This window comes from uncultured Mucilaginibacter sp. (assembly GCF_937859865.1).
Lineage (GTDB): Bacteria > Bacteroidota > Bacteroidia > Sphingobacteriales > Sphingobacteriaceae > Mucilaginibacter_A.
The window spans coordinates 1-25,714 of the sequence record NZ_CALMAT010000123.1 but is presented as its reverse complement, the minus strand read 5'-3'; the positions used below and the strand labels follow the sequence as shown (position 1 = coordinate 25,714).

19 protein-coding genes and 1 pseudogene are annotated in these 25,714 nt (G+C 43.3%); 6 read left to right on the top strand and 14 right to left on the bottom strand.

The window, feature by feature from the left end; translation table 11 throughout:
• Window positions 1-113: 113 nt before the first annotated feature.
• From Q0192_RS13350 to Q0192_RS13330, 5 genes are all read right to left on the bottom strand, one after another.
• A complete protein-coding gene (locus Q0192_RS13350; RefSeq protein ID WP_299289987.1) occupies window positions 114-1,199 on the bottom strand; it encodes an efflux RND transporter periplasmic adaptor subunit in 1,086 nt (361 codons plus the stop codon).
• A gap of 5 nt (window positions 1,200-1,204) precedes the next feature.
• Complete coding sequence (locus Q0192_RS13345) at window positions 1,205-4,468, bottom strand: efflux RND transporter permease subunit (protein WP_299289986.1); 3,264 nt, start codon at window positions 4,466-4,468, stop codon at window positions 1,205-1,207.
• 7 nt (window positions 4,469-4,475) lie between these two features.
• A complete protein-coding gene (locus Q0192_RS13340; protein ID WP_299289985.1) occupies window positions 4,476-5,867 on the bottom strand; it encodes a TolC family protein in 1,392 nt (463 codons plus the stop codon).
• Between the two features lie 109 nt (window positions 5,868-5,976).
• Window positions 5,977-6,360 carry a hypothetical protein gene (locus Q0192_RS13335; RefSeq protein ID WP_299289984.1) on the bottom strand — a complete coding sequence of 128 codons (384 nt, stop codon included), beginning with the start codon at window positions 6,358-6,360 and terminating at the stop codon, window positions 5,977-5,979.
• Window positions 6,361-6,480: 120 nt separating this feature from the next.
• Entirely contained in the window at window positions 6,481-6,975 is a 495-nt protein-coding gene (locus tag Q0192_RS13330; protein ID WP_299289983.1) for an MOSC domain-containing protein, read from the bottom strand.
• Between the two features lie 146 nt (window positions 6,976-7,121).
• On the opposite strand from Q0192_RS13330, the gene Q0192_RS13325 reads away from it, so the two are divergent.
• A complete protein-coding gene (locus tag Q0192_RS13325; RefSeq protein WP_299289982.1) occupies window positions 7,122-8,102 on the top strand; it encodes a hypothetical protein in 981 nt (326 codons plus the stop codon).
• 24 nt (window positions 8,103-8,126) lie between these two features.
• Here the strand turns inward: Q0192_RS13325 and Q0192_RS13320 are convergent, their stop codons facing one another.
• Complete coding sequence (locus tag Q0192_RS13320) at window positions 8,127-8,408, bottom strand: hypothetical protein (protein ID WP_299289981.1); 282 nt, start codon at window positions 8,406-8,408, stop codon at window positions 8,127-8,129.
• 236 nt (window positions 8,409-8,644) lie between these two features.
• Here Q0192_RS13320 and Q0192_RS13315 point away from each other — a divergent pair, with 236 nt between their 5' ends.
• The 3 genes from Q0192_RS13315 (at window position 8,645) to Q0192_RS13305 (ending at window position 13,236) form a co-directional block, all read left to right on the top strand.
• Window positions 8,645-9,715 carry a glycoside hydrolase family 43 protein gene (locus tag Q0192_RS13315; RefSeq protein ID WP_299289980.1) on the top strand — a complete coding sequence of 357 codons (1,071 nt, stop codon included), beginning with the start codon at window positions 8,645-8,647 and terminating at the stop codon, window positions 9,713-9,715.
• Between the two features lie 95 nt (window positions 9,716-9,810).
• Window positions 9,811-11,904 (top strand): phosphate acetyltransferase, encoded by a 2,094-nt coding sequence (gene pta, locus Q0192_RS13310; protein WP_299289979.1) that lies wholly within the window; start codon window positions 9,811-9,813, stop codon window positions 11,902-11,904.
• Between the two features lie 126 nt (window positions 11,905-12,030).
• The gene (locus Q0192_RS13305; RefSeq protein ID WP_299289978.1) at window positions 12,031-13,236 is read left to right on the top strand and encodes an acetate kinase; all 1,206 of its coding nucleotides are present in this window, start codon (window positions 12,031-12,033) and stop codon (window positions 13,234-13,236) included.
• A 103-nt stretch (window positions 13,237-13,339) separates the two neighbouring features.
• Here Q0192_RS13305 and Q0192_RS13300 read toward each other — a convergent pair whose 3' ends face one another.
• From Q0192_RS13300 to Q0192_RS13270, 8 genes are all read right to left on the bottom strand, one after another.
• A complete protein-coding gene (locus tag Q0192_RS13300; protein WP_299289977.1) occupies window positions 13,340-13,606 on the bottom strand; it encodes a hypothetical protein in 267 nt (88 codons plus the stop codon).
• A 182-nt stretch (window positions 13,607-13,788) separates the two neighbouring features.
• Window positions 13,789-14,163, bottom strand: coding sequence for a DUF2335 domain-containing protein (locus Q0192_RS18810; RefSeq protein WP_366518195.1), 375 nt, complete (start codon window positions 14,161-14,163; stop codon window positions 13,789-13,791).
• Between the two features lie 156 nt (window positions 14,164-14,319).
• On the bottom strand, window positions 14,320-14,532 hold the full coding sequence (locus Q0192_RS13295) for a hypothetical protein (RefSeq protein WP_299289976.1): 213 nt from the start codon (window positions 14,530-14,532) through the stop codon (window positions 14,320-14,322).
• Window positions 14,533-14,824: 292 nt separating this feature from the next.
• Window positions 14,825-15,871: a PmoA family protein gene (locus Q0192_RS13290; protein WP_299289975.1), complete on the bottom strand. Its 1,047-nt coding sequence runs from the start codon at window positions 15,869-15,871 to the stop codon at window positions 14,825-14,827.
• Window positions 15,872-15,891: 20 nt separating this feature from the next.
• Entirely contained in the window at window positions 15,892-17,247 is a 1,356-nt protein-coding gene (locus tag Q0192_RS13285) for a Gfo/Idh/MocA family oxidoreductase (protein ID WP_299289974.1), read from the bottom strand.
• Between the two features lie 21 nt (window positions 17,248-17,268).
• Window positions 17,269-18,639 carry a DUF1080 domain-containing protein gene (locus Q0192_RS13280; protein ID WP_299289973.1) on the bottom strand — a complete coding sequence of 457 codons (1,371 nt, stop codon included), beginning with the start codon at window positions 18,637-18,639 and terminating at the stop codon, window positions 17,269-17,271.
• Window positions 18,640-18,848: 209 nt separating this feature from the next.
• On the bottom strand, window positions 18,849-19,358 hold the full coding sequence (locus Q0192_RS13275; RefSeq protein WP_299289972.1) for an Mpo1-like protein: 510 nt from the start codon (window positions 19,356-19,358) through the stop codon (window positions 18,849-18,851).
• Window positions 19,359-19,595: 237 nt separating this feature from the next.
• A complete protein-coding gene (locus tag Q0192_RS13270) occupies window positions 19,596-22,079 on the bottom strand; it encodes a hypothetical protein (RefSeq protein ID WP_299289971.1) in 2,484 nt (827 codons plus the stop codon).
• 513 nt (window positions 22,080-22,592) lie between these two features.
• Here Q0192_RS13270 and Q0192_RS13265 point away from each other — a divergent pair.
• Window positions 22,593-24,779: a hypothetical protein gene (locus Q0192_RS13265; RefSeq protein WP_299289970.1), complete on the top strand. Its 2,187-nt coding sequence runs from the start codon at window positions 22,593-22,595 to the stop codon at window positions 24,777-24,779.
• Window positions 24,780-24,949: 170 nt separating this feature from the next.
• Window positions 24,950-25,714 (top strand): annotated as a pseudogene (locus tag Q0192_RS13260) (glycoside hydrolase family 92 protein); the annotation flags it as partial.

Below are 25,714 nucleotides of genomic sequence, written 5' to 3'. Positions count from 1 at the left end.
TTTTACCACCTAAAAATTGATGCTTATCCTATTGACATCTAATTTAGAAAAGTAAAGATTTTTGGGCGATAAAAGAAGCATCTAAAATGGCTGAACAAAAATTTGAACAAGCCTTACTTTAACACATCGCCTTCTTTAATTTCATCCGTTCCCAGCAATACAATTTTTTCATTCGCTTTCAGGCTGCCAAACACTTCGGTTGAATCATGGCTGGCCAAACCTTCTTTTACATCAACCAAAGTTGCTTTTCCATTATGAACGGCCACCACATATTTGCGCTCGGTAGAACGGACGATGGCACTGCTCGGGACCAGCAAAGATTTAGAACCGGATAACATTGGTATGTGTACTTCGGCATACATCCCCGGTTTTAGCTGCCCGTTTGTGTTGATGACATCTATTTCAATCGCTTCCTGGCGCATACTGCCCAAGGCGTTGGCCGAACGGCTGATTTTAGCTGTATAAGGCTGGCCGGGCATAGCATTAAAGGTAAATTGTACTGGCTCTTTTAAATCAACTTTATCTACATAATCTTCAGGAATGTCCACCTGCAAGCGCAGCTTTCGGGTATCCTGCAAAATCAGCATGGGCTGGTCGGTTGATTTTCCGGGGGCAACCAGCGCGCCCGGCGAAATATTACGCTGAACGATCATCCCATCAAAAGGCGCATAAATATTCAGGTAGCCCAGCATGGTGCGGACAAAAGCTACGTTGGAACGTTCGGAATTGGCGATCGCTGCATCGGCCTTCATCCGCGATAAAGCATTATCCAAATCAAGCGGCGAAACAGAGCCAGGCTCCAGCGATGCTTCTTTTAGCCGCTGATATTTTTCTTTACTGGCCGTTGCCGTTTCTTGCGCTTGCAAAAAACGCGAATTGGCAGATTGTACTTGCGATTGCATTTCTGGCGCTTCCAAAGTAACCAGCAACTGTCCTTTTTTCACCATCGAACCCCGGTCAACATAAACTTGTTTAACAAATCCGTTTACTTTCGGAAACAGGTTTACTTCACTAAAGGGCTTTAATTGCCCTGGCAATCGGGCCGATGACGACAGTGCTTTTTCGGCCACTGTGGCCAACTCATACTGTGCTGTTGATTTACCTTTTACATCGGCCGTTAAATCAACCGGTTTTTGGTTGCCCGAGCAGGCATATAACAAACAGCAAACAGCCGCTGCTAAAATGGTTTTATAGTTCATGGTGGTTATGCGTTAATTGGTTCGAGGTTGGTGTACGTGTGTTTTTCCGGTTCTTGTTCATCTTCGGGCATCAATGCAGGCGAATCATAAGTGGTTTTGCCTTGTACCCAGGCAAACACTTGCGGCAGGATAAATAAAGCCGCTAATGTTGATGCGAATAAACCACCAATTACAGCGCGGCCCAGCGGTGCGGATTGTTCGCCTGCTTCCCCCATTCCGGAAGCCATCGGGATCATTCCTGCAATCATGGCCAAGCTCGTCATCAATATTGGCCGCAAACGGATGGAAGCACTGGTGATGGCAGCTTTGGTGGCATCCCTGTATTCCAATCTTAGGTTTTCGGCGTTGGTTACAATCAGGATGGCATTGGCCACCGATACACCAACCGACATAATCATGCCCATGTAGGATTGCAGGTTGAGTGTGGAACCGGTAATCAGCAACATAACCAACGAACCTAATACCACCGCAGGAACAGTAGAAAGCACCGTTAAAGAAACTTTAAACGATTGGTAATTGGCCGCCAGCAACAGGAAAATAACCAGGATGGCAAACAGCAAACCGTTTTGCAAACTGGATAAAGTATCAACCAGCAATCCCGACATTCCACCGATGGTTGCTAACAAACCTTTTGGCGGCGTGCCTAATGATGCTACGGCTTTTTTAACGTCAGAAGTAGCTGTGGCCAAATCTTTTTTATAGATATTGGCACTAACGGTAAGAAAGCGGCGCGGCCCGCTCCGGTCGTATTCACCCGGAACATACGTGGTTTTAAAAGTGGCAATATCGCTCAAAACCGGGCTGCTTTGCCCTTTAACCAATGGGATTTCTTTCAACTGGTCCATCGTGTTCATCACATACTCCGGCACTTGTACCTGAACCTGATAAGTGTAAGCGCCTTTTTCATCCAGCCACAAATTTTTCTCGGTAAAACGGCTGGAAGAAGTGCTGGCTGTAACGGACCGGGCAATATCTTTAACATTCAAGCCTAATTGTGCCGCTTTTAAACGATCAAGCGTTATGGCGATAACCGGGAATTTCAGTGGCTGTACAATTTGTACATCGCGCAGGTAACTGATTTTTTTAAGCTTACCAACTACCTTATTGGCGTAACCTTCAATTTGCTGCATGTCTTTTCCGGCAACTTGCACTTCAATTGGTGTTGATGCACCCTGGCTCATGATCTTTTCGGTCATGTCAATTGGTTCAAAAGTAATTTGCAGTTCAGGCAGTTCGTGCGTAATGTTTTTGCGAAGCGCGTCTTTCAGCTCGTCCATGTTTACCTTGTATTTTTCGTCGAGGTTTACCTGCAAAACTGCTTCGTGCGTACCGGTATTGAAAATATACAAGTTACTGCTGCCATAACTGCTCGGGATCAACCCGATATAACCGGAAGTAATCTCCACATGGTTATTTACCGTTTTATTGATGATCTGCAATACCTGCTTAAACTTATCCTCCGTTCGTTCTAAGCGTGTGCCTTCCGGTTCTTTAATGCGCATCTGGAACTGGCCGTTGTTTATTTTCGGCATCATATCTTTTCCTATATAAAAGAAGCATAGGCCCGCCAGCAGCACAACAGTTACTAAGTAAAAAGGAACAATTATGCGTTTGTTTGGCATCCACCGGGTGAGAATACTGGTAAACTTTCCTTTTATCCTTTCAAAAAAATCATTTTCCCCCGGCTCATTTACTTCGGTAGAACGATGGTTGTTTACCTGGGTTTCTTCCCGCCGGTCTAATGCTTCCCCAGCATGTGCATGAATATGTCCATGCTGCCCATGTTGATAACGGTCTGCTTTAATCAGCCAATTGCTTAAAATTGGAACAACCGTTTGTGCCAGCACATAAGATACGATCATGGTTAAACCGATAGACATAGAAAGCGGCAAAAACATGGCTTTTGGGATACCGTTCATTAAAAAAGAGGGTGCAAAAACAGCAAGGATACAAAGCAGGATCAGCAATAACGGAAAGGCAATTTCTTCGCAAGCATCATAAATTGCCAGCCGTTTGGATTTGCCCATTTCTAAATGCTGGTGGATATTTTCGATGGTAACCGTGGCCTGGTCAACCAGAATACCAATTGCCAACGCCAAACCGCTCAAGGTCATGATATTGATCGTCTGCCCAAAAAGGCTAAGTAATAACACACCGATCAGGATAGAAACCGGGATGGTAATCACCACAATCAAACTGCTTCGCCAATCGCGCAAAAAAAGCAGTACCATTAAACCGGTTAGCAAAGCGCCCAGGCCGCCTTCGGTCATTAAGCTTTTTACCGCATTCACCACAAAGATGGACTGGTCAAACTCGTAGGAAAGCTTTACATCATCCGGCAGCAAAGACTGCATTTCTGGCAATTTGCTTTTCAGGTTTTGCACCACTGTCCAGGTAGAAGCATCTGCTGTTTTTACCACCGGAATATAGACGGAACGCTTGCCATTGATCAAAGCATAATCTACGGTAACATCGGCGGCATCGGCCACCCGCGCCACATCCTTTACAAAAATGGGCACACCATTTTGGGTTTTAACCGGAATGTTGCCAAAGTTTTCTGAATTCCTGATTAGGCTGTTCATCGTTGTCAGATAAATGGTATTATCCAACCGAAGGTTGCCCGAAGGCGACATTACATTGAACTTAGAAAGCGCATCTACCACTTCGTCCGGCGTGAGATTATAACTGCGCAGCTTGTCGGGATCAACATTAATCGTGATCGAACGTGCATTGGCGCCAAACGGCGGAGGTGCAGAAAGGCCGGGAATGGTAGAAAACATCGGCCGGATGCGCGTGGCGGCCAAATCATAAATATCTTTTAGGCTTCGGGAAGGGCTTGAAAAAACCAACTGCCCAACCGGCAAAGAAGAGGCATCAAAACGGATAACCTGCGGCGGCAAAGCTCCCGGCGGAAAAAAACTGGTGGCCCGGTTTACCTGCAAAGCTACCTGTGCCGAAGCTTCGGCCATGTTGGTGCTTTCGTAAAACTCCAGTTTAATCAATGTCAGGCCCTGGATATTTTTACTGGTGATGTTTTTTATCCCGTTGATGTATAAAAACTGGTTTTGCAAACCAGTGGAGAAAAAACCTTCCATTTGCTGTGGCGACATACCACCATAAGATTCAATCACATAAATGGTAGGCAGGTTTAGCTGCGGGAAAATATCAATCGGGATTTTTATTGCGGCAAGCACTGCAAATATTAAAAGGCTCATGGTGATGACCATCGTGGTGATCGGCCTTTTGAGTGCGGAGGTGACCATTGACATATACTTGTTATTTTAATAGGTTAAGTAATGACCCAACTTGGTTTTGGGCGAGGGCTTTTTGGAACAAGGCCCGGCAGTAAGCATTTTGGGCATTGGTATAATCCGTTTCTGCTCGGAAAAGAATATTTAAAGCGGCATCCAGCTCCACAATATTGGTCAAGCCGTTTTTATAAAGCGAGAAGTTGCGCCGGTATGCCGATTCGGCCGCCTGCAACTGTATGGGTATTTCGCGAAGCCGGTCTTGGGCCGTAAATAATTCTGCATTGGCCTGGCCCAAACTCAGCGACAACACATTTTGCTGTTCCTGCAAAGTTTTTAAAGAATAATTGGTTGCTGCCCTTTGAACCCCAAGCCGAAGCTGCCTTCTTTTTAAATCAAAAATATTATAACTAATGCCTACGCCGACCAAATAATTACTGCGTTGAAAGCCCCAGCCGGTTGATAAAGCATTAAAATTATCACTGTTGTCAACACTTGCGCCACGCCCCCAAGCCGCCCCTTCCAATAATATTTTAGGGTTATAGCTTTTTTTAACCAGTAATTCTCGTTGCCGGCTGGTTTCGTAAAGTGATTTGTAATAGTTAATTAAAGGATGATTGGCTGTATCTATTCCCGGCAAAGCCGCAACAGGTGCAGAAGAGATCAACTGAGGGATTGCATTGGTATCGGCAACCATTTGCACGGCAGGGATACCGCTGATAGCGGCAAGCTGCAACTGCACCTGTTTGGATTGGTTGGCCAGTTCGATATAATTTAACCGTGCTTTAGAAAGTTCTGCCGTTGCAATAGAAGTATCTACACCAGCCCTTACGCCGCTACGGGCAAGCGACAAAATAGAACGCCGGATCTCTTCGTTCCGCTGAATGTTTTTCTGCTGAATCAAAAGCAGTCCTTGCAGGCGCAGCAGTTCCAGGTAACTACTGATGGCATAACCCTGCAACTGAAATTTGGAACGAAGAAACAGGTTTTGTTCGGTATTGACTTCAGAAGCTGCCACTTTATTCTGGGCGCCATAAGCGCCAAAGTTGTAAATTTCCCAATCAAAAGAAGCAATACCTAAATTGGTTAAAGCCGGGTCGGTATTGCTGGTAGTGCGCCTGCCACCCGTATTAGACGGAATAATGCCAAAGCCAAAATAACCACCAGCTGTATTATTATTAGTGCCAATATCGGCCTGGTAATTCAAATTTAGGTTGGGCAGCCAGTTATACCGTGTTTCCTTTGCTTCTGCCTGGCGGATTTTAATGGCAGCAGAATCTGTTATTAAGGAAGGCGCATTTTGGCTAATGCGGTTGAGTAAAGTATTTAGATTGATTTGTGCAGGTTGTTGCTGTGCATAAACCCGGCTTTCTATTAAAAAGAGCAGGAACAGTACACAAGCTTTTTTAAAGCTAAGCATAAGTGGTTGTTAGATTTTCTGAAAAAATAACGAGGGCTGGTGCAAGCGGAAAAACTTGCCCAATTCAAAAACAGCCGAAGAAATTGCGGCTGAAATTTTTCAGAAAAAATCAAATGCTTAGTTTGCCAAACAGCAGGAAATACTGGTCCGCGGGTACAATTTTAAAAAAAGTGTTTTTTAAATGAAAGGTGATTTTACGGATGGAATCCCAAAACCCGAAACCTAAAAATAGTGCGATAAAAGAAGCATAACGCAGCAACAGTTTAAAAATTGGAGCAGCAATTTTTTGTTGAACAGAACTCATTTCTGCCACAACATCTTCCGTGTATTCCCCTTCTTTTCTTTTTCTGATCAGCTTAGATAGCAAAAAACGGTTAGACTGATTATCCGTATTTAAAACCCTTTTGTACATATTAAATGCAACCACCGGTTTTGCAACCAGCAAAACAGCAAGGATGAAAATTAATATTTTTACAGATTGAAAAGGGTGCATCAGTAATTATGGTTACTGCTATCGAAACACAAAATTGAACATATTGTTGCTGGTTAATTGCCGGTAACGCAATTGTTGCAATAGCAAAATATAAAATTACTCCAACCTATTTATTGGGTTTCATGCTACTTTAAGCGCATCGCCCAGGCTTATCGTCCCGCCGTTTAATATCCGCGCCGTAATCCCGCCATACCCGCGGACGGCATTGTACCCGCCTTCGCCCAAAATTTCTTCCATCCGCGAACAAGGATGGCACTCGCCCGTATATTCCAGCAAAACTTCGCCTACCCAAAACGTTTTATCTTTTAAGGCCAGCAGGTTAATGCCTTGAATTACTAAATTGCGCCTCAGCATTTCCGCTGATACTTCTTTTACCTGCATAAAAGAAGCAATGGCACCGAGGTGTTCCTGCTGGATCAAAGTAACCTGTCTTTTACTACCTTCAGAACCGGAAAAATGATCGCCTGCCAGCCCTTTTTGCGTGATGGCTTCCACGGTTTTTAAAACAAGCACCTCCTTTTTTCTGGCTGTCCGTACACCAATCCAGCATACTTTTCCTTGTTGCGGCAACGTGTCAATCAGTTTTTGAAGCGGAGAATTTTTGTAGAATGGCATGTTTTGCTGGTTTAAATTTTACCCGGTAAAAGAAGCATTAAGTTTTAGGCTGATTAAAAACCGGTATAAAACCTAAATGCAAAAATCAAACAAAAAAAGCTTCGTTTGTTTCCTAACTACATTTTTTAAAGAGCAGGACAAACACAGTGCAAACGTTTTTTAACAAGGCGATACAAGCGGTTTACATCAGGATAGAACTGCAGCCGGCGCAGGAAAAAGTGATCGGGGCAGGCGCTTTGGCCAAAATACTAAATGCACTGGAAACTTCTTTTGTAAACTTGGCAGAAGCCGAAATCCAAAACCGGTACAGCGAGCAAACTTCGGCCTTAAAAAAAGAAACCAAGCTGTTTTTGGCGGCAACAAAACTTTGGATGACTGATTTTGATTTCGCCCGGATGACTTTTGCTCTCGCGCCTGATCTTTCGCCCGCAAATTATCCGTTTAAAACACTTACCAATTTTATGGCCCTAAAAGAAGCATGCTTTGCTTTGTTTGCCGATACTGTTTTTACCGATGCTTTTTTTAGTTCCGATACTGTCGAAAAGATGGCCGAAAGATACAGCGCAAAACAACGGATCAATATTTTTAAACCAATTTATGATGAACTGATCAACCAGGAAAACTTTACCGTTTATTTTGGGGACAGTCCAACATCAACTTCAAAAAAATGGCTTAAAACAGATGACCAGGAATTGCTGACCAAACTGATGCTCGAAGCTGTAAAAAAAGCCAAAGAAGCGATAGAAACGTATTACCAATTGGTTAAAACGGGCGAAGAAAACGACCTTTTTGGCAAAAGGTCAACTTATAAAAAAGTTTTGGTTACAGAAACTGCCCGGCAAGATGTTTATCCTTACCAAGTTAAAAAAGTTAAGGTTGACCAAAAAGTTGTTTTCCTGAGCAGGCAGCTTTCGGCAGAAGTGCGGGTGAAAGACGGTTTTTACCAGATCAGTTTGCCCGAACTTCAAATCAGCGTAACAGAAAAACAACGGGCGGACGCAGAAAAAGCTTTTGATACCTCATTGGCCCAGTTAATTAACCAATACAACAAAGGCAACTGGAACAGCAGCGATCAAAAATCCAAAACCGTACTTTTAAAACTGAAGGAACTGCTGGCCGAACATTAAGCTTTCCGGTGCTTTTTTTAACGTCTAAGTTACGTTATGGAACCTTTCAAAGTCTTTTCCGCTCAGCTCTACCCAAATTTGCGTGCCTGATATCCCGGATGCCATTTGCAGCGGTTCTTGTATAATGTTGTAATAATTTTGAAATGGCTGCGGCAGCTTGCCCAGGTTTGGGTGCTTTTTTACAGGCTTTAAAGTAATGCCGGTGTAGGCATCTTGTTTATCAATACAGGTGATTTGAGAAAGGCAATATTTATACCCTCGTTTGATCAAAAAACCCAGCAAACGTTTGGTCAATTCCGTTTTCATAGTTTTTAGTTAAATAAAGTAAATGTAGGTAAATATTGTTGCAACAAAATACGTATAAATACCTGAAATGAAAATATTTTTATCCGTTTTTAGAACCTTTATTAGTGTTGATTTTTTGAAAACAAACGCTTTGATCACTGATTTTTTGCCGGTAAAAGAAGCATTTGAAATTTGCCGGATAAAACCGATCTTTCCAAAAAAAACCTGACCGCCTAAACCAGCTTATCCTAATAAAATTGAAAAAAACAAGCCTCGCATTCCTTGCTATTTTCCTGCTGATTGGAGGAAACACCTTATTTGCCCAACAAAAAAAGGCGGCGACAACATCCGGAAACCCGGTTTTCCCCGGTTGGTATGCCGATCCGGAAGGGATTATTTTTGATGATACGTACTGGATTTATCCAACTTATTCTGATGATTACGGTAAACCTTCACCTCAGCCCAAACTTTCGCCGTTGCAATTAAAAACGCAGCAAAACACCATCAACAAACAATATTTAAAGCAAACTTTTTTGGATGCTTTCTCTTCCAAAGACCTTGTCCATTGGAAAAAACATCCCAAAGTTTTATCTATAGAAAATGTAAAATGGGCAGCTTACTCTATCTGGGCGCCTTCCATTACCCGGAAAGACGGAAAATATTATTTGTTTTTTGGCGCGAACGACATTCAAAACGACAACCAGTTGGGCGGTATTGGCGTTGCCGTTTCCGATAAACCCGGCGGCCCTTTTATTGATCATTTGGGCAAACCTTTGGTTAGCAAGTTTTACAACCACGCGCAACCCATTGACCAGTTTGTGTTTAAAGATGTAAACGGTGAATATTACCTGATTTACGGCGGCTGGCAGCATTGCAACATCGGCAAACTAAATGCTGATTTTACCGGTTTTATCCCTTTTGCTGATGGCAGCCTTTTCAAATCCATCACGCCGGAGCATTATGTAGAAGGTGCTTACATGATTGCCCGAAAGGGCAAATATTATTTAATGTGGTCTGAAGGGAACTGGACCGGCCCTGATTATAGCGTGGCGTATGCCATCAGCGATTCGCCTTTGGGCCCTTTCAAACGTATTGGAAAGATTTTGCAGCAGGATCCAACGATTGCAACCGGTGCCGGCCATCATTCGGTTATCCACATCCCAAAAACGGACGACTGGTACATCGTTTACCACCGCCGCCCTTTAACTACCACGGATGGTAACCACCGCGAAACTTGCATTGACCGAATGTATTTTGATAAAGATGGTTTGATTTTGCCGGTAAAAATCACCAACGAAGGCGTTGAAAAAAGGGTTTTAGGGAAATGATTTTCTAAGCGAAAGCACCAATTTCTCACCTCGCCCCAACAAAAACAGCTTGTGTTTCTTTATCTGTTATTGCAGATAGCAACACAAATTTTTGTATGATAAAAACAGTATTCATTGCCAGCACCGAAGCTTACAGCGGAAAATCCATCATTTCCATCGGGCTGGTAAACATGCTTTTGGGCAAAGCGCAGAAAATTGGTTTTTTTAAGCCGATTATCAGCCAGAATTTGCTCGAAAAAAAGGACGACCATATCAACACCATCCTCACGCATTTTGATCTGCCGATCGCTTACGAAGATACCAACGCTTTTTCATGGCAGGAAGCGATGCGCCAGATGGAAACCGAAAGCGAAGGCGAAATGATTGATACCATCATCCGTAAGTTTAAAAACCTGGAAGACAAATACGATTTTACGGTGGTTGAAGGAACGGATTACCAGGGCGAAGGCGCGGCTTTTGAATTTGAGATCAATGTACAGATTGCTAAAAACCTGCGCGCGCCGGTTATCATTGTGGTTTCGGGCGAAGGAAAAACAACGGCGCAAGTGGTTAACGGCGCGCTAACGGCCATCCATAATTTTGGTGCGCGGGAGATACAAGTTCTGGCCATTGTGGCCAATAAAGTAAAGCAGCAAAGCATCCGGGACGTGGAAGATTTATTAAAGCAGCAATTATCGCCTGGTATTTTGATCGCTGTAATACCGGAAGATAAAACGCTCCAAAATCCATCGGTAAAAGAAGTATATGAAAAACTGGATGGCAAGCTGTTGTTCGGCAAAGAACACTTGTCCAACCAGGTTGATCATTTTGTTACCGGCGCGATGAACGTGCCCAACTTTTTGAATTACCTCAAGGAAAACGTATTGATTGTTACGCCCGGCGACCGCGGCGATATCATCATCAGCGCGTTGCAGGCCAATATTTCTACCAGTTATCCAAAAGTGGCCGGCATTGTTTTGTCTGCGGGCTACGAGCCGGAAGAACCGATTTTAAGGTTGATCGAAGGTTCTGAAACCGTTGTGCCCATCATTGCCGTTAAAACGGGAACCTTTGAAACTACCAATACAGTTGGCGCCATCCGTTCCAAAATTACGCCAGGCAATACCCAAAAAATCCAATTGGCTATTGATACATTTAACAAGTACATCAACATGCCGGAACTGGACAAGCGCATCATCACGCTAAAACCTTCGGGCATTACGCCACGCATGTTTCAATATCAGATTACAAGCTGGGCAAAAAGCAACAAAAAGCACATTGTTTTGCCCGAAGGGACAGACGAACGGATACTAAAAGCCGCCGCAAGGCTGATCAGCCAGGATATTGTCAGCCTCACTTTGCTTGGCGATCAGGAACAAATTGCAGCCATTATCAACAAGCTGGATATCAGCCTAGATTTGAGCAAGGTAAAAATAGTAAACCCGGCCAGCGATGTGCATTACGATGATTACGTGAACACGCTTTACGAGCTGCGCAAAAACAAAAACGTAAACTTAGAAATGGCGCGGGACATGATGACCGATGTTTCTTACTTTGGCACGATGATGGTTTACAAAGGCCACGCAGATGGCATGGTTTCTGGCGCGGTGCATACCACACAACATACCATCAGACCGGCTTTGCAGTTTTTAAAAACCAAGCCAGGCATTTCGGTGGTTTCCTCGGTTTTCTTTATGTGTTTGCCCGATCGGGTTTCTGTTTTTGGTGATTGCGCTGTGAACCCAAACCCAACGGCCGAACAATTAGCCGAAATTGCGATTTCATCAGCAGAAAGCAGTATTCGTTTTGGGATTGAACCACGGGTTGCAATGCTTTCCTACTCTTCCGGAACCTCCGGCGAAGGCGAAGACGTAGAAAAAGTGCGCCGTGCTACAGAAATCGTCAAAGCAAAACGGCCGGATTTAAAAATTGAAGGGCCAATCCAATACGACGCGGCTGTAGATTTAGTGGTTGGCAGCAGCAAAATGCCGGGATCGGAAGTGGCAGGAAGGGCAAGTGTACTCATCTTCCCCGACCTAAATACCGGAAACAACACGTACAAAGCTGTGCAGCGCGAAACTGGCGCGTTGGCTATCGGACCGATGCTGCAAGGTCTGAACAAACCAGTAAATGATTTGAGCCGCGGCTGTACTGTGGATGACGTTTTTAACACGGTGATTATTACGGCTATTCAATGTCAGGATGTGTAAACTATTAATTTTATAATGCTTCTTTTACCACCTAAAATTCAGTATTTGCTTCAACATAAAAGTAACCCTTCACCAATTTTTACCCGATAAAAGAAGCACCGGCAACAAATCCTAAAACAATCCACCATGAACATTTTCGTTATCAATTCCGGCAGCAGTTCCATTAAATACCAGTTGTTTAAAATGCCTTCTTCCGCGCCGGTTTGCATTGGTTTGGTAGAAAGGATTGGTTTGGAAAATTCCGTGATCACTTATAAATCCACTATCAACGGACAGGAGCACAACAGCAGCCAAACGTTGGAAATACCCGATTTGGAAACGGCTTTGAAAGAAGTAAACCGCTTATTGACGGACAAGGAAACCGGCGTGATCCAAAACCCGGACGATATTGAAGTTGTTGGGCACCGCGTGGTTCACGGCGGAAAAGATTTCACCACGCCCACCATTATTACTTCCGAAGTAAAAGAAAAACTAAAGCAAACTTTTCAACTGGCGCCTTTGCACAATCCGTCTGCTTACCGTGGAATTGAAGTGGCCGAAAAAATCTTTGCCAAAGCCACGCATATTGCTGTTTTTGATACGGCTTTTTTCCAGACTTTGCCTGCCGCAGCTTTTCGTTATGCCATCCCGAAACCTTATTATACGGATTACAACATCCGGGTTTACGGCTTTCATGGAACGAGCCATAAGTTTGTCTCGAACGAAACCGCTAAATATTTGAATAAACCGGATGCTAAACTCATCACCATCCATTTAGGAAACGGTTGCAGCATGAGTGCGATCAAAGCTGGAAAAGCAATTGATACGAGCATGGGTTTTGGTCCGTTGGATGGTTTGATAATGGGGACACGTTCCGGCAATATTGATCCAACTGTTATTTTTTATTTGGTTAACCAATTAGGTTTTGATGTTAACAAAGTAAGCAATTTGTTGAACAAACAAAGCGGCATGTTGGGCTTGACCGGTTTTAGCGATATGCGCGACATTACCAAAGCCATCAACGAAGGAAACCCGGATGCACAATTGGCTTACGAAATGTACGCTTACCGCATCAAAAAATATATTGGCGCTTACGCCGCTGCGCTAAATGGTTTGGATGCCATCGTTTTTACTGCTGGCGTTGGCGAAAATGATGCATTGATCCGCAAAATGGTTTGTGCCGAAATGGATTGGCTCAACATCGAACTAAACGAAGAAGCAAACAGCAAACGCGAAAAAGGGATTCGGGATTTAAGCGCGCCGACCTCTAAAGTTAAAATCCTGGTTGTGCCAACGAATGAAGAATTGGAGATTGCCAACCAATGTTATGGTTTGATACAGACAGAAAGTTAGAACGCTTGATTTTAAAATATCAGCCTAAAATGCAAACAGGTGTTTAAAGAAAACCAATCCTTTAAACACCTGTAAATTATGCTGCTAAAAGAAGCATTAATACTCAATCGTTGTCATCAATACCGCGCGTGTTTTTGGTATTTACGTTTCCGGTGCCATTGCCCAAATCCATATTCATCTGTTCTTCGTGGCCATCGTAACCAATCATCGTATCTTCTATGGCGATTTTGTAGCCGTCTTTGTCCTGGTGGTTTTCGCTAACGGCGTTGGTTGTGCCTGCATAACCGGTATCGTTTGTGGTTTCTGGGTCTGGTGCATCTTCCGGCGAAGTTCCGGGACGGGTTTTTTTATCTGCTGGTTGGTTTTTCATGTTTTCTTGTTTTTGGTTGGTTAAATCCTGTGGTCGTTATCATTAAATATAATAATTTAAACACCGGTTAAATGCTTTGGTTTTTAAGTACCAGGAATTTAGGGGAAAGGCAGCAGGTATAAAATTAGGGCATAAAAGAAGTGCTGTAATTAAAGTAGGGAAACCAAAATAGAAATAAATATCTATGGCTTTTTAGTTAGCGTTTTTTGGGGGTTTTTGGATTGTAAATTGTTTGCTTGGTAAAATCTACCCAATATAAATACTGTTACCAAACTAACGAGGTCAACTGACCCTAAAATACCACCTGAAACTTCATGGCCTAAATATATTAGAAACATCGAACCCGCGAAAACGAACATTGCAATTATAAAAGCGTAATTTTGTCCCCACGCACTTTGTTTTTGTTGGGAAGTTACAACCCTTGTTTCCATAGCAATCCTATGATTGGATTGATTTTTAAAAACATCAAAAATTATTTGTACACTTTCTGGATATATTTCTTTGTATTCCTGTAAGGTTTCAGGGTCTGGTAGCGGTCCACTTTGCGTTTTTGTAATGCTTAAAATTTGTCTTACCAGTGCCTGTTGTTTATCAGGATATTAACGCTGTTGAAAAGTTTAGGATCAATCTTGCTAACAATATCCGCTTCTGTTTTAATTACTTCACCATCATTGGGTTTTGGTTTTTTCCTGACATTTGCCATCAGCAAAAGATTATTTCCCCGTTATTTTGGAAATGGATTTTTTTAAATCATCTCCTGTAATATTAAAGTCGTTCGCTATTGCTATTCTATCGGCTTCTTCACCAGTTTCGCATGAGTTATACTCATAAAAATTACCTGACAAATTAAAAATAGTAGCTGCCCCTGTTAAATAAGTGGGGGTTGTAAATAAGAAATCTGTGTGATTTTGCTCTGTGTTGTTCATAACTAAACTCCTTACAAATAAAAACGTATTTTTTTACGAAATATTTGAACGTTAGTTTGTTCTAACTGTGGATATTTTTTGTCTACTTTAAAGACCACCAAATTTATAAAAAGTTTTGCAAATAATTTTTTAAATTAATTATTGTTAATTTTCTATGTTTAATATACTTAATACAGAGCATTAAGGAAATTAAATTTTACCTACTGTAAATATGTATATCGTTGCCAAAATTTAATACGCATAGCCAAGTTAAGATTCCCCTTTTTGCCAACTAGCCATACTTCTTTTACCCTTACTTTTTTGAGGCAAAATCAGCCGCAAACTTTTGGATCTGGGCGGTAGAAATAGCGTTTTTACCTTCATCAACCACAACACGGTAACGGAAAGTAATGGATTGCCCTTTTTTCAACTGTAAATTTTTGGCGCTTTTGCCGTTGGTAAAAATCTTTTCGCCAAGCGGGTTTGCGGCAAACAAGCCGTAGCCCCGGGCGTGCCAAAAGGTTGGGTAGTTTGGGTTTTGCGGATGATCAATCATCACCCTCACCGAATCCGTTCCCATTTTGCCGTAAACTTTGCACCAGTTGCCGCGTGTGCTCCAGGCATCGTTCCCGGTTTTACCTTCGCTGGTGATGTAATTTCCGTTGGCAACATTGTCTGTTCCGCCTTTTACGATGGTTACGTTGCCTTTATCGTCTGTGAATTTCTGGTCTTCTTTGGTCGGCATTTGCAGTTGGTGCGCCAAACGCATCCCCAACAAACCATCTTTGGCATCGGTAAAATTAACATCGGTGTTGGCTTTTAAGGTAGTAGTTCGATCAATCAAACGCTCATGGCCAACTGCTGTAAATTCAAATTGCGTTGTTTCTTCCAGCAAAACCGAATTTTGTTGGTTTACCCAATTGGCATGATACGCCAATACGCCTTTTGCACCACTTTTTAAGTTGAGTATTTTATCCGTTTTGATCCATCCGTACTGGCTTTTTTTCTCCTTTGGGATGGCGTACGAGTTGTTCCAGAAATCCAACCCGTTCACATTTTCATAATTAAACCAGATGCCAATGTGGTGAGGATGGTCGGTTGGGTCGCCGGGTTTAGGGTTTAACGGAAAACCTCGGGTTACATCGGTTCCTTCGGCGGTAAAAACCGGGTATAAAACTGGTTTTTCCAACGTATCTGGATACAAAAAGCTGGTAAACGGTTTTGAGCCGATAAAAACATCAACCTTATTTTTATTTACTTCCTTTAGCACATTTACCTTTTCACCAGTTTGGGCAAAAGCAACTGAAAAAAACGAAATGCCGATAGCGCAAACCGTTAAGTATTTTAAATAATTTTTCATAGCCGATGCTTCTTTTACCACTAATATTTAAATGCTTTGCCGCCAGCCATTACTTCCTGCGTTTTTTCATCAAACGTAACTTTTTGGCCGGTATGTACGGCAGCGTTCGTCATGATGGTAGCGATGGAATGATTGTAGCCCACTTCTACCGGAGCATGTGGCTCTTTCCGGCTGCGGATACATTCCATCCAATTACGCACATGGTTTGAAGTCAATACATCGCCGCCAGTATTGGCAGAAGTTACTACTTTTTCTGTATTAGATAAACTCAATTCGGGCAATAAATTAGGTTGCATGCCCATTGCTGCAGCAAATTCTTTGGTTAGGCCGCCTTTTGGCGAAACTTTGTTGGTATTGAGGTTTAATTCGCCACCGTTGGAATAGTAAATTTCGGCCGGGTTATCATCGCCGTTGTGCATCCGCGAAGAAAAAGTAACCTGAAAACCGTTTGCCGGATCTTGCATCGGGCCATAATCAAAAACTGCTGAAATGGTGTCCCAGTTTTTACGACCATCCTTCCAGGCATAAATTCCGCCGTTGGCTACTACGCTTCGCGGATGTGGCAAGCCGCTAAACCAATGTACGGTATCTATCTGATGGCTCATCCATTGGCCCGGCAAACCGGAAGAATACGGCCAAAACAAACGAAACTCCAGGTATTTCCTTGGGTCGAAAGTATCGTGCGGCCGGTTCATTAAAAATCGTTTCCAGTCGGTGTCTTCTTCTTTTAACAAAGGCACTTCTTTGGGGCGGCGCCAGCGGCCGGGCTGGTTTACGTTCCAGGTAAGTTCTACCATCGTGATCGGCCCAAACTTCCCGGAACGGATAAACTCGTTGGCTGCATGATAATTGCTGCCGCTCCTTCTTTGCGAACCAATTTGTACAATCCTGTTTGTTGCTTTAATGCCCTTTAACGCGTTCCGGTTGTCTTCCATCGTTTCTGCAAAAGGCTTTTCGCAATACACATCGCAACCGGCTTTCACCGCTTCTAACGCATGCAACGCATGCTGAAAATCGGCCGTGCCTACAAAAACGGCATCCACCAGCTTTTTATCATACATTTCTTCGTTGTTGCGGCAGGCGGCCACATCGTGCCCCATTTTTTCTTTCCACATAGCTGCGCCGTTTTCCCTTCTTTTGTTCCAAATATCAGATACAGCCACAAAATCAAAGTTCAGTTCTTTGTAGTGGTCCATAAAACAAGGCATGTGCGTGCTTCTGTGCCTGTCCGAAAACCCAACTGCACCAACCCGCACACGGTCATTCGCACCAATGATACGATTGTAGCTTTGCGCGCTCCATCCAACTTTAGAAACCATAACACCGGCACCGGCCAGGGCAGCTTGTTTGATAAACTGCCGACGAGAATTTTCCATACTTCTTTTATCGGGTAAAAATTAGTGTAATTCTTTGATTTTGATACTGCGGAATGAAACCTGGTTGCCGTGATCCTGCAAAAGCAGATGCCCGGCTTTTGCCTCGCCAAAGTTCGGCCAGATTTTGTATTTGCTGAGGCTGACCAAGTGTTCAAATTCCTTAGAACCACGGTCATATTCCAAAACTTTTATACCATTAAGGTAATGTTCCACATGGTTGTTGGGATAAACAACCACGCGGCCAGTATTCCAGGCACCAATCGGATGAATGAAACGCGCCTGCTTGTTTGCCGGGATCAAATCATATAAAGAACCCAATTTCCGGTCGCCATCACGGCCCAGTTTCGCGTCCGGGTGCAAATCGTCATCCAAAACCTGGTATTCCAAGCCAATGGCCGAACCTTCTGTTTTTTCGTTCAGCGTTACAAAATATTTTAGCCCACTGTTGGCGCCGGGCGTGAGTTTGAAATCGAAGGAAACATCAAATGCGCTGTACAAATCTGTGGTAACAATGTCCCCGCCGTTTGCCGCTTCTTTTCCGGCAGAATTTAAAACGGTCAATAATCCGTCTCCAACTTTCCAGCCTTTTTCCGGAAAAGTTGCCGCTGTTGCGCTTCTCCAGCCTTCCGAAGTTTTTCCGTTGAACAATAATTTCCAGCCGTGTGCTTTTTCATCATTGTTGATAAAGTTGGGCACGTTGTTTACCACATAAATATCAGCAGGAAAAGCGCTTGGTTTTAAGTTGGAAGTTTGGATTTTGATATTTTTAAAATACACTTTTTTTCCGGCTTGCACTGCAGTGGTAACGGCGTGGACCTGCAAACCGATAAAACCTTCGCGGTCAATCGTATCAACCACATAAGCAACCGGAATATTGTTGATCCAGGTTTTGGTTTCGTTGCCGATACATTCTATTTTGATGTGGTTGTATTGCCCAACTTTAAAAGCGGTTTTGGCTTTGGCATTCAAATCTAACGGGTACAGCCATTGCCGCCGGTCTTCATCATAAATTCCACCCGACCAGGCACGCGCCGATGGGTCAATTTCTACCTGCCTGCCGTAAACTTTGCCGTTGTGGCCTTCGGTATTGTAATGGCTCCTGAGTTGGATGCCTGAATTGCTTTCGGTGCTTTCTATTTTCGCATCCAAATTCAGCACAAAATCCCGATATACTTCTTTTGTTACCAAAAAACTGTTGCCCGAATTGATAACGGTTGTGCCTACAATTTCGCCGTTTTCAGCTTTGTAATCTGCCGTTCCGGCCACGCGCTGCCAGCCGTTTAACGTTTTGCCATCAAAAAGATTGGTTGTTTGTGCGTGTACTAAATTTTGTGTGGTAAAAACAGCATTGATCAGTAACGCAATGATTAGTCTGGATTTTCTCATCGTCATAAAATAATGTCCGTTTGTTGATTTTTTCCATCTCCGGCAAAATTTTTTATACTGGGTTTGATGAAAGCCAAACAAAACGGTTAAAGCAAATGGTGGTTTACTTTTGGGTTTGATAATTTGGTTTGTAAAAACTTCAAAGCAATGCTAATAAATTTTATTGCTTATACAAAGCAGAACGTTGTAATAATTATTAATTCGTTTTTGCCGTGTTAATATTTTATCCGAAACCTGTTTAACACAAAGTGGAGCAGCCAGATTGGGCCGATCAGCAGGAACTTCAGGTCATCCAAAAACGAAGGTTTTTTGCCTTCAATTTTATGCCCAATGATTTGACCGATCCAAGAAAACACAAAAACAACGAGGCACGATTGCCATAAATGCGGGCCGCCGGCTTCCTGCCATTTGACCAATAAAGAGATGAGGTAACAAAAAAGCATCACGATCATCAGCATAAAATAAGACAGCACGGACGATAACTTGTAATAGTAATAAATGGCAAAAGCGATGAGAAAAGAAGCCCAGTTGAACATGCCGTTAAAACTGCCCAAAAATTTGATGTGTGGAAACGGAATTGCCCAAACCAAGCCCAGCAAACTAAACACGATGAGCGGGACGCAAACCCAATGGATGCGTTCGTTGCCGGGGTTTTGGTGGTTTTCGGCGTATTTTTTAAAGTATTCGTCTATCAAACGGAGCTTTGGTTTTGCAGCGGTTTTCATCAGGGTTTAACTGGTTGATGCTGCGAATGTAGGTTTATTCACGGGGAATGGAACGGCATTTTCGGCACAGAAAATACTGCTTGTATAATTTGTTCTGTTTGCTTTGATGCTTCTTTTAGGGCATAAATTTAAGTGTCGGTGCTTTAGCCAAAATCACCATTCAAAATTCCTTCACATAAAAAAAACCCTTGTAAAAGAAGCATTTACAAGGGTTAATATTTTTGAAAGAATTACCTGTTATTGAACCGGGGGCGCGTCGGTATTTGGTGCAAGCCTTGATTTTGCATTGGTAAAAATAGCATGGTTCCTCGGGCCAAAAGTAGTTTTAACTTCGCTCGATGCCTCATCCACTTTATGCGGCGTTTCGTTGCCGTTGGTAGATTGATAAGTTTCGGTTTTCTTGTACTTGGTACTTAAACTGCCTGAAGCAAAATGGTAAGTAATCGTTAACGCGCCAAACAAGTTTCCGTTAACGGTATTTTTAAAAGTCTCTGTACTGATCAACTTAGCGCCGTTAATGGGTACGGTATATAAATTATAAAGCCCTGCCGTACCTTTAAACTCAACATTGGCTTTTTGGATGCCCACATGTACGGCTCCATAACTGCTGGCCGCATAAGTCGCTTTTACATCGCCGTTTACAATCATCGTATTGGCAATGGCCACATTTAACGGTCCGCCGCCCGGGTGTGCACGGTTGTAATCGCGGTCCCACTCGCCATTGCCTGTTTGCCCGTTGCCGCCTGCCGAAATGGTTTTGTTTTTAATACCGGTATTGTTGGTTTCGCCGGTATACTCCAAATCTACGGTCAGGTGCGAACCTTGGCCTTCGGCAATTTTGCCCAACCCAAAGTTTATGACATGGGCCAGGCCAGTATAACGGTAATAAGTCATCCCTTGGGAAAGGTCAAAAAACCTTTCGTCTGGGTTGCTGCGTTCGCCTGTGGTTAAATAGGTGGCATCTGTAGCTACCAAAAACGGCCCAACGTTTAAACCAACATGTCCGCCCCAGTTAAAGTAACTGCTTTTGTATTGCGGCACTGCGCCCAACGGCCCAGGCGTAGTGCTGTTGTCATCGCCAACACTGCGCTGCCCGATACCTACAAGCACGCCAAACTCCGGGTAGATAACCGGTTTAACACCTTTTTCTATAATGTTAATCATGTTTGAAAAGTAAATATCAGAGCCTAAGCGCATTTCTAAACCATTTTGCGTAACACGGGAGCCTTTTTGGTTAACAGCATTGCCGTTTAAAAACTCAGGGACGAAATCAACGGCATCAAAAGCAGCACGGTATTCGGTATGGCGGCTACCTAAACTGATCGTCGGGTTAAACAAAACCGCATTTTTTGTTTCCCTGGTTTCAGTAGAAGCATAATAATTAACAATGCCGGCCCCTACCTGCTGCAGGGTTAAATAAGCTTTTGGCCGAATGATAACAGGCACGTCCGGAGAAGCTACGGCAACCAAAACCAAGTCAGAATTGGCCATGTCATTGGTTTTGCTTTTTCCAAAACCTAAAGATTTTAATTGCTCGGTGCCGTGGTTGGTTAGTTCGCTCAAACGTTTTGGCGTAAACTCGGTGGTTTGCTTGGCCGGGATGGCGCCTTTGCCTTCCACCAAACTTTTTAACAGTTTTACGGCATCGCGCTCGCCATAATGCAAAGCGGTCAGCGTCATCAGTTCCATCGCTTTATCGTGGGCACGGGCTTGTATTTTATTTGCGTTGATGACAGAATCTTCCGTCAACAAAACCGGCCCCTGCGTTCCCGGTACATTCGCATCAAAGAAGTTGTTGTTTTTCAGCGCGTTTACCACATTGCTGCTTTGGCCTTTTTTAAGGTCATTGGTCAAAACCTCAACAAAACTGCGGGTTGCCGGGTGCCGGTTGATATCGCCCTGCTGCAAATCAATCAATTGAAAAAGCGCGCGCCGGTAGTTCTCGTTGGCGTTTTCTTTGGAGATTTTTCCGGGGAAAGTATGCTCGCGAAAATCTAATACCGCTGCTTTTTCTACCTCGTATTTGTTTTTCCCTTTCGACTGGTTATTGGCCAAAATCTGCTTCAGCGTAATTTCTTTTCCGTCATAATCAATGATGGACAAACCTGGTGTTTCACGCATTTCACGCGTGGCCGAAGTGATGGTGATGGTATTGCTCAGTTTGGTGGCATAATCCCGCGCCATATAAGCCAGAAAGATGTTTTCTTTCCATTGAGCCTCATTGCTGGAAATAGAGCCCGGCTTGGCCGCAACCGTTGCCCGAAGGTTGCTCAATACCAAAGGGTTAGTGCTGGAGGTTACCTCTGCTTCGTTCTCCGTCCTGAAATTAATGCTTTCCCCTTTGGGCAAATGTTTGTTCACCAAATCAAACAACACCACAACGCCGTTTGCGCCCTGCTTCACCACATATTGCAGGTCATCGCTGCTAAACAATTGTTGGATGGGAACGCCTTTTTTGGTGTCGTATTTGGTAGTATCTGCCAGCATTTCGGCCGCTTTTACCGCAGCGCCGATAACGCGCGAATCAGGCTGGTAAGGCTGTGTGGTGGTTTTAAAAGTAGACAACGGGTCGTTTGGCGAACGCTTAGTTTTGGCCGTATCTTGCGGCGCGCGGTATTGCGCACGGACTTGGGCCGACAAAACCAGACAACCACACGAAACAGCAAAACAAAGGGCAAAGCGGTGGTTGATAAAATTTTTAATAAGGATAGGTTTTTTCATAAACGAATGGATTTATTGCAGTATTGATAGAATCATGAAGTTTATTTTAGGTTTAAATCCGGTTCAGTGGCTTAAGTTCTGTACCATCTGCATGAGGCTTTAAATTTAGCATTTATTTATTCAATTAAAATTAATTGAGAAATTTGCTCCACAGTTTGGGGAATTTATGCACCGGAACCTATTTTCTTGTGCCGTAGCTTATACGCAGAAACCCGGTACAAGTTTTAACCCATGGCTGATGAAAATGCAGCTATGCCAATGCTGTTTTTATGGCTAAAAAATCAGGATAAGTTTTTGAAAGGTTTTGCCGAAAGGCACAACAGGTATTAAAAAAACATACGATATTAGGGCTGCCGGAATGATGTAACTCTCCATGCTTCTTTTACCGGGTAAAAATTTGTGCCTGCCGGTTCCTTTTCAGGAGATTTGAACCACTGATTTTTATGTGCTAAAAGAAGCATCCGAAATAAAACCAATAAAACCTGGCCAAGCGCTTACCAAATTTGCTTTACAATGAAAAGTATAAAAACCTACCTTGCCATTGCTGTTTCTTTAGGCTTTGTTTTTAATTGTGGAGATGCTTTTTCTCAAACAAAACTCAGGGAAAAAACCGCATTCCAAACCAGCAGCCCCTGGAGGCCCGAAATTGATGTACGGTCTGACATTGCGATTGTTTATGGTACAAATGACCGTCCGGGAATGACTTTTGAAGAGCGCGTTAAATCCTGGCGCGACCATGGCTATCAAGTAAATTTTATGACGGGCATTGCCTGGGGCGAATATTTTGATTACTTTTTGGGCAAATGGGACGGAAAAAACCACCTCGGCGTGGGCCAAGTAACCATCAAAGGCGATACCATTATGCACGGCAAAAACATGCCTTACGTTGTCCCGGTACAATCGTTTATTGATTATATGCAAACGGCTGTTGTTAAAAGAGTGATTGATGTCGGCATCAGCACCATCTTTTTGGAAGAGCCGGAGTTCTGGGCACGGGCAGGTTATAGTGCGCCATTTAAAGAAGAATGGCAAAAATATTACGGCTTCCCTTGGAAACCGCAGGACGCATCGGCCGAAAACACCTATCTATCGAGCAAACTAAAATACCATTTATATTATGAGGCGATAAAACAAGTATCTATTTATGCCAAAGCTTATGGCAAAAGCAAAGGGATGAATATTAAGGTTTTTATACCAACGCACTCGCTTGTTAACTACGCTTCATGGCAAATTGTAAGCCCGGAGGCAAGTTTGGCTTCGTTGCCAAGTATTGATGGTTACATCGCCCAGGTTTGGACGGGCACTTCTCGCGAACCAACTTATTTTGATGGTAAAGAAAAAGAACGCGTTTTTGAAAATGCTTTCCTTGAATACGGATCCGTGGTTTCCATGACCGCACCGACCAAGCGCAAAGTTTTTTTACTGACAGACCCGATCGAAGACCGCGTACACGACTGGAGCGATTACAAACGCAACTACCAGGCTACTTTTACGGCCAAGCTTTTATACCCAATGGTTGCAGATTATGAAGTAATGCCCTGGCCGGAACGCATCTACACCCATCCGTATCCGGTGCTTGGAAGCAACGAAAAAACATTGATCCCACATTTTTATTCAACCCAAATGCAGGTTATGGTGAACGCTTTAAACAGTATGCCAAAATCAGACAACCGGGTATTAGGTGTAAACGGTATTGGCGTATTGATGAGCAATACGTTGATGTTTCAGCGTTTCCCCACCCATAATGGTTTTGAAGACCCGCAGTTTTCCAATTTTTACGGACAAACATTGCCTTTGTTAAAACGAGGCGTACCCGTGCAAACCGTGCATATGGAAAACTTGGGTTATGCTGCTTCTTTAAAAGATATTAAGGTTTTGGTGATGAGCTATTCCAACATGAAACCGGTATCGGCCGAAGTGCATACTGAACTGGCCAATTGGGTAAAACAGGGCGGGATATTAATTTATTGCGGCAAGGATGATGACCCTTACCAATCGGTAATGGAATGGTGGGACACCAACGGAAACAAATTTGCAGCGCCATCGCAGCATTTATTCAAACTATTGGGCATCAACCCAACAAAAGACAACCAAAAATTTAAAGTTGGCAAAGGCGCAGTTTATGTGTTAAGGCAAAACCCAAAGGAATTTGTAATGCAGGCAAACAACGACAGTGCTTTTGTAAATCTAGTAAAACAGGGTTATGAAAATGATGCCAAAGCAGGAAAATTGTTGTTTAAAAACAGCCTTTACTTAGAGCGCGGGCCTTATGATCTTGTTGCCGTATTGGATGAAAATACCGACAGCAAGCCCTACACGATAAAAGGGCCGGTGATAGATTTGTTCGATCCGCAATTGCCGGTACTTGCCCAAAAAACCGTAAACCCCGGCGAGCAATCATTATTATACGTGGTAAACCGTGTTGCCGATAAAACAAAGCCTCAGGTTTTGGCTTCGGCAGCCAGGATTTATGATGAGGCCAGAGCTTCCAACAAGTACACTTTTACCTGTAAAAGCCCGATAAATACCGTCAACAGTATGCGCGTGTTGTTGCCCTCACAACCAAAAAACGTTTCGGTTACCAACAGTAAAGGTGAAAAAATTAATGAGGTAAAAACAGCATGGGACGCCTCTTCAAAAACCTGCTATCTTAGTTTTGATAACAGCCCTGATGGGATAAAGGTTGATGTTTCCTGGTAACGATTATCTAAAATCCGCTATCCGTTTTTTAAAAATGCCGATGCTTCTTTTATCGCATAAAAACTTAAATTGCCGAGCTTCTTCTCCACAAAAAACCTAACGAACACCAATTTTATACCGATAAAAGAAGCATTGCAATTTTTTGAATTTAACAGATTCTTAGCTACAACATGAACCTCAAACCCTTGATCTCGCTGATGCTGTTTTTACCGGGCAAAATTTTGTTTGCGCAAGAAATCAACTTGGTTAAATACGTTAACACGCTGCAAGGCACCAATTCTAAACAAGAACTGACCAGGGGAAATACGTACCCGACAACCGCTTTGCCTTTTGCCATGCACACCTGGACGCCGCAAACCGGCAAAAACGGCGACGGCTGGAAATATCAGTATTTTAAAGACCATATCCGCGGGTTTCAGCAGGCGCACCAATGCAGTTCGTGGACGCGGGATTATGCCGTTTTTTCTTTGATGCCCGAAACTGGTGAACTGGTAGTAAATGAGAATGAACGGGAAGCAAAATTTAGCCACGCCAACGAAATTGCGAAACCGAATTACTACAAAGTAAAGTTTGATAACCAAATCACGACGGAAATTTCCCCTTCCGAACGCGGCGCACATTTGCGTTTTACTTATCCCAAAGGAAAAAAAAGTTATTTGGTTTTGGATGGCTATACGAGGATCAGCGGCGTAAAAATCTATCCCAAAGAAAATAAAATCACCGGTTATGTAAACAATGGCGAAGGTTTTAAAGCCGGCTGGAAAAGTTTTTTTGTGCTGAAGTTTGACCAGCCAATCAAAGCTTTCGGAACCTGGGAAAATAAAAAAAACACGGTTCATGCAGATTCTACCACGGCAGAAGGTTTAGGCAAAGGCGCTTATATCCAGTTTAAAGACGGCGAAAAAGTGCAGGTAAAAACAGCATCGTCCTACATC